At 47.8% G+C, this 4,870-nt stretch carries 2 tRNA genes and 2 rRNA genes; all 4 read left to right on the plus strand.

What is annotated here, in order from left to right:
- The first annotated feature begins 630 nt into the window (after window positions 1–630).
- Window positions 631–2,152 (plus strand): 16S ribosomal RNA (locus C7T94_RS19215).
- 124 nt (window positions 2,153–2,276) lie between these two features.
- Window positions 2,277–2,351, plus strand: a tRNA-Ile gene (locus C7T94_RS19220).
- A gap of 119 nt (window positions 2,352–2,470) precedes the next feature.
- Window positions 2,471–2,544, plus strand: a tRNA-Ala gene (locus C7T94_RS19225).
- Window positions 2,545–2,776: 232 nt separating this feature from the next.
- A 23S ribosomal RNA gene (locus C7T94_RS19230) occupies window positions 2,777–4,870 on the plus strand; the annotation flags it as partial.

Raw genomic sequence — 4,870 nt, forward strand, 5'->3', positions numbered from 1 at the left:
AAAGCGGGGAGAAAATATTTTAAAATATTTCTTGCAGAAGCCAAAAAGTTAGCTACCTTTGCAGCCCGGTTCGGAAGGAACGGGAGATGTGAAAAGCTGAAGAGGAAGAGAAGAAAAAAATAAAACATTTTCTTTGCAGAGATCGAAAAGATTTCTACCTTTGCAGCCCGGTTCGGAAGGAACGGAAACACTGAAAAGCTGAAGGGTAAGAGGAGAAAAAAAATAAAAACTTTTTCTTTGTGAAAACAAAAACATTCTTACCTTTGCCATCCCGGAACGAAAGAAAGGGAAAACGGAAGCGGCGGATGTCGCAGAAGTAAAGAAAAAAAGATTGAAATCAACACCTTTAACAAGGCTCTGAGATGGGGATGAAAAGACCTGATGGAGGAGCGATGGAAGAGGGGATAAAGTTGAAAGAAATAAAAAAAATCGGCGGCCGTGAGGTTAAAGAAAAGCCGGAAAAGTTCTTAAAAGAGATGTCAATGTAGCGTGGCGAGGTAACAAGGTATTTACCCAAGTACAGGGTACCAAGCCAAATTTTTAAGTCAGAAGAGACAGACAAAATTAAAAAAGAAGACTATTTTAATTGTTTATATTAAATAGTTAAAACTAGTCAGGAAAACAAACTTTACAATGGAGAGTTTGATCCTGGCTCAGGATGAACGCTAGCGGCAGGCCTAATACATGCAAGTCGAACGAGATTGAGGAGCTTGCTCCTCATGAAAGTGGCGCACGGGTGCGTAACGCGTATGCAACCTACCTTAATCAGGGGGATAGCCCGGAGAAATCCGGATTAACACCGCATAAAATCACAATACCGCATGGTATAATGATCAAATATTTATAGGATTAAGATGGGCATGCGTGTCATTAGCTAGTTGGCGGGGTAACGGCCCACCAAGGCGACGATGACTAGGGGCTCTGAGAGGAGAATCCCCCACACTGGTACTGAGACACGGACCAGACTCCTACGGGAGGCAGCAGTAAGGAATATTGGTCAATGGAGGCAACTCTGAACCAGCCATGCCGCGTGCAGGAAGACTGCCCTATGGGTTGTAAACTGCTTTTATACCGGAATAAACCTCTTTACGTGTAAGGAGCTGAATGTACGGTAAGAATAAGGATCGGCTAACTCCGTGCCAGCAGCCGCGGTAATACGGAGGATCCAAGCGTTATCCGGATTTATTGGGTTTAAAGGGTGCGTAGGCGGCCTATTAAGTCAGGGGTGAAAGACGGTGGCTCAACCATCGCAGTGCCTTTGATACTGATAGGCTTGAATGAACTAGAGGTAGGCGGAATGTGACAAGTAGCGGTGAAATGCATAGATATGTCACAGAACACCGATTGCGAAGGCAGCTTACTATGGTTTAATTGACGCTGAGGCACGAAAGCGTGGGGATCGAACAGGATTAGATACCCTGGTAGTCCACGCCCTAAACGATGAACACTCGCTGTTGGCGATACACGGTCAGCGGCTAAGCGAAAGCGTTAAGTGTTCCACCTGGGGAGTACGCCCGCAAGGGTGAAACTCAAAGGAATTGACGGGGGCCCGCACAAGCGGAGGAGCATGTGGTTTAATTCGATGATACGCGAGGAACCTTACCCGGGCTTGAAAGTTAGTGAATTATTCAGAGATGAATAAGTCCTTCGGGACACGAAACTAGGTGCTGCATGGCTGTCGTCAGCTCGTGCCGTGAGGTGTTGGGTTAAGTCCCGCAACGAGCGCAACCCCTATGTTTAGTTGCCAGCATGTAATGGTGGGGACTCTAAACAGACTGCCTGTGCAAACAGAGAGGAAGGAGGGGACGACGTCAAGTCATCATGGCCCTTACGTCCGGGGCTACACACGTGCTACAATGGTCAGTACAGAGGGCAGCCAGCCAGCAATGGTGCGCCAATCTCAAAAAGCTGATCACAGTTCGGATTGGGGTCTGCAACTCGACCCCATGAAGTTGGATTCGCTAGTAATCGCGTATCAGCAATGACGCGGTGAATACGTTCCCGGGCCTTGTACACACCGCCCGTCAAGCCATGGAAGCTGGGGGTACCTAAAGTATGTAACCGCAAGGAGCGTCCTAGGGTAAAACCGGTAACTGGGGCTAAGTCGTAACAAGGTAGCCGTACCGGAAGGTGCGGCTGGAATACCTCCTTTCTGGAGCGATTCTGACTACTCGCTGCGCAACATGATATTTCTAAATAAGAGAAAAAGAAGACACCCAAAAGATGAAAGCCACGGTTGTGGTGTTCAAATCATCTAAGAGGCGAGATTGTAAGATAGTCCCGTAGCTCAGTTTGGTTAGAGCACTACACTGATAATGTAGGGGTCAGCAGTTCAAATCTGCTCGGGACTACATTTATGGTGGAGGGTCTTTTTTAAAAGTAGAGGTAAATGGTAACTGATCGTTAAGGTGGTTACCGGGATAGCTGAACTTTAGAAAAGACAGGACACTTTAAGCACAAGACATCTTTCGGGGAATTAGCTCAGCTGGCTAGAGCACCTGCCTTGCACGCAGGGGGTCAACGGTTCGAATCCGTTATTCTCCACTCTTTGAGAAGATAAGCAGATAGGTTTATACCTGTTGTGCTTTACAGATCTCAGAAAAGTTCTTTGACATATTGGAAGAAGTTAAAAAAGAAGAGCAAACAACAAATAGAGACGATGTTGGTTGTTTGGATTGAAGGGAAGGATTGATGCAAATCAATCTGAGTACTGAGGTCTGAATGCTGATATCTTATCAAAAAGGCATACCATGCGGCGCAAAAGGCGCATGAGTAGAAGAAAGTAAGAAAGGGCACACGGGGGATGCCTAGGCTCTCAGAGGCGAAGAAGGACGTGATAAGCTGCGATAAGCCGTGGGGATTAGCAAATATGAATTGATCCGCGGATTTCCGAATGGGGCAACCCGGCATGTTGAAGACATGTCACAAAAATGAGCAAACCTGCCGAACTGAAACATCTAAGTAAGCAGAGGAAGAGAAAATAATAATGATTTCCTGAGTAGTGGCGAGCGAAAGGGAAAGAGCCCAAACCAGTTATGTTACGGCATAAGTGGGGTTGTAGGACTACGATGTGGTACAATGAAATGAACTGGAACAGGATGGGAAGCCTGGCAATAAACGGTGATAGCCCGGTACAGGAAAGTGACATTGACCTAGTAGTATCCTGAGTACCGCGAGGTCGGAGACGCCTTGTGGGAATCTGCCGGCACCATCCGGTAAGGCTAAATACTCCTGAGAGACCGATAGTGAACCAGTACCGTGAGGGAAAGGTGAAAAGAACCCCGAACAGGGGAGTGAAATAGAACCTGAAACCGTGTGCTTACAAGCGGTCGGAGCAGATTAATTCTGTGACGGCGTGCCTTTTGCATAATGAGCCTACGAGTTACTCTTCATTGGCAAGGTTAAGTGGTTAAGCCACGCAGCCGAAGCGAAAGCGAGTCTGAATAGGGCGCATAGTCAGTGGAGGTAGACGCGAAACCTTGTGATCTACCCATGGACAGGTTGAAGGTGCGGTAACACGTACTGGAGGACCGAACCGATAAACGTTGAAAAGTTTCCGGATGATCTGTGGGTAGGGGTGAAAGGCTAATCAAACTGGGAAATAGCTCGTACTCCCCGAAATGTTTTTAGGAACAGCGTCGGTATAGAGTTTCATAGAGGTAGAGCTACTGATTGGGTGCGGGGGAGTCAAATCCTACCAAATCCAGACAAACTCCGAATGCTATGAAATATGACCGGCAGTGAGGCCCGGGGTGCTAAGGTCACGGGCCGAGAGGGAAAGAACCCAGACCATCAGCTAAGGTCCCCAAGTATACGCTAAGTTGAACTAACGAGGTCCGATTGCACAGACAGCTAGGATGTTGGCTTGGAAGCAGCCATTCATTTAAAGAGTGCGTAACAGCTCACTAGTCGAGCGATCGGGCATGGATAATAAACGGGCATTAAGTGTATCACCGAAGCTATGGGATTGAAATATATCGGTAGGGGAGCATTCTAATTGCGGCGAAGGTATCTGGTAATGGGTGCTGGAGCGATTAGAAAAGCAAATGTAGGCATAAGTAACGATAAGGCGGGAGAGAAACCCGCCCACCGAAAGGATAAGGTTTCCTGATCAACGCTAATCGGATCAGGGTTAGTCGGGGCCTAAGGAGAACCCGAAAGGGATATTCGATGGACAACGGGTTAATATTCCCGTACTTTTTATAACTGCGATGTGGGGACGGAGTAGTGAAACTGCCGCGAACTGACGGAATAGTTCGTTAAAGGCTGTAGGTATAGTTTATCCAGGCAAATCCGGATAGATTGCTGAAAGCTGATAGTACCGCAAACCTTCGGGGGCGTGGATAGTGCAGGTAATCAGACTTCCAAGAAAAACCGCTAAGCTTCAGGTTATAAAAACCCGTACCGCAAACCGACACAGGTATCCGGGAAGAGAATTCTAAGGTGCTCGAGTGAATCATGGCTAAGGAACTCGGCAAAATGGCCCTGTAACTTCGGGAGAAGGGGCGCCAATGGCAACATTGGCCGCAGTGAAAAGGCCCAGGCGACTGTTTAACAAAAACACATGGCTTTGCAAAATCGAAAGATGAGGTATAAGGCCTGACACCTGCCCGGTGCTGGAAGGTTAAGAGGGGATGTTAGTCGCAAGGCGAAGCATTGAATCGAAGCCCCAGTAAACGGCGGCCGTAACTATAACGGTCCTAAGGTAGCGAAATTCCTTGTCGGGTAAGTTCCGACCTGCACGAATGGTGTAACGATCTGGGCGCTGTCTCAGCCATGAGCTCGGTGAAATTGTGGTCCCGGTGAAGACGCCGGGTACCCGCAACGGGACGGAAAGACCCCATGCACCTTCACTACAGTTTAACATTGA

The organism is Pedobacter yulinensis (assembly GCF_003029735.1).
GTDB classification, from domain to species: domain Bacteria; phylum Bacteroidota; class Bacteroidia; order Sphingobacteriales; family Sphingobacteriaceae; genus Pedobacter; species Pedobacter yulinensis.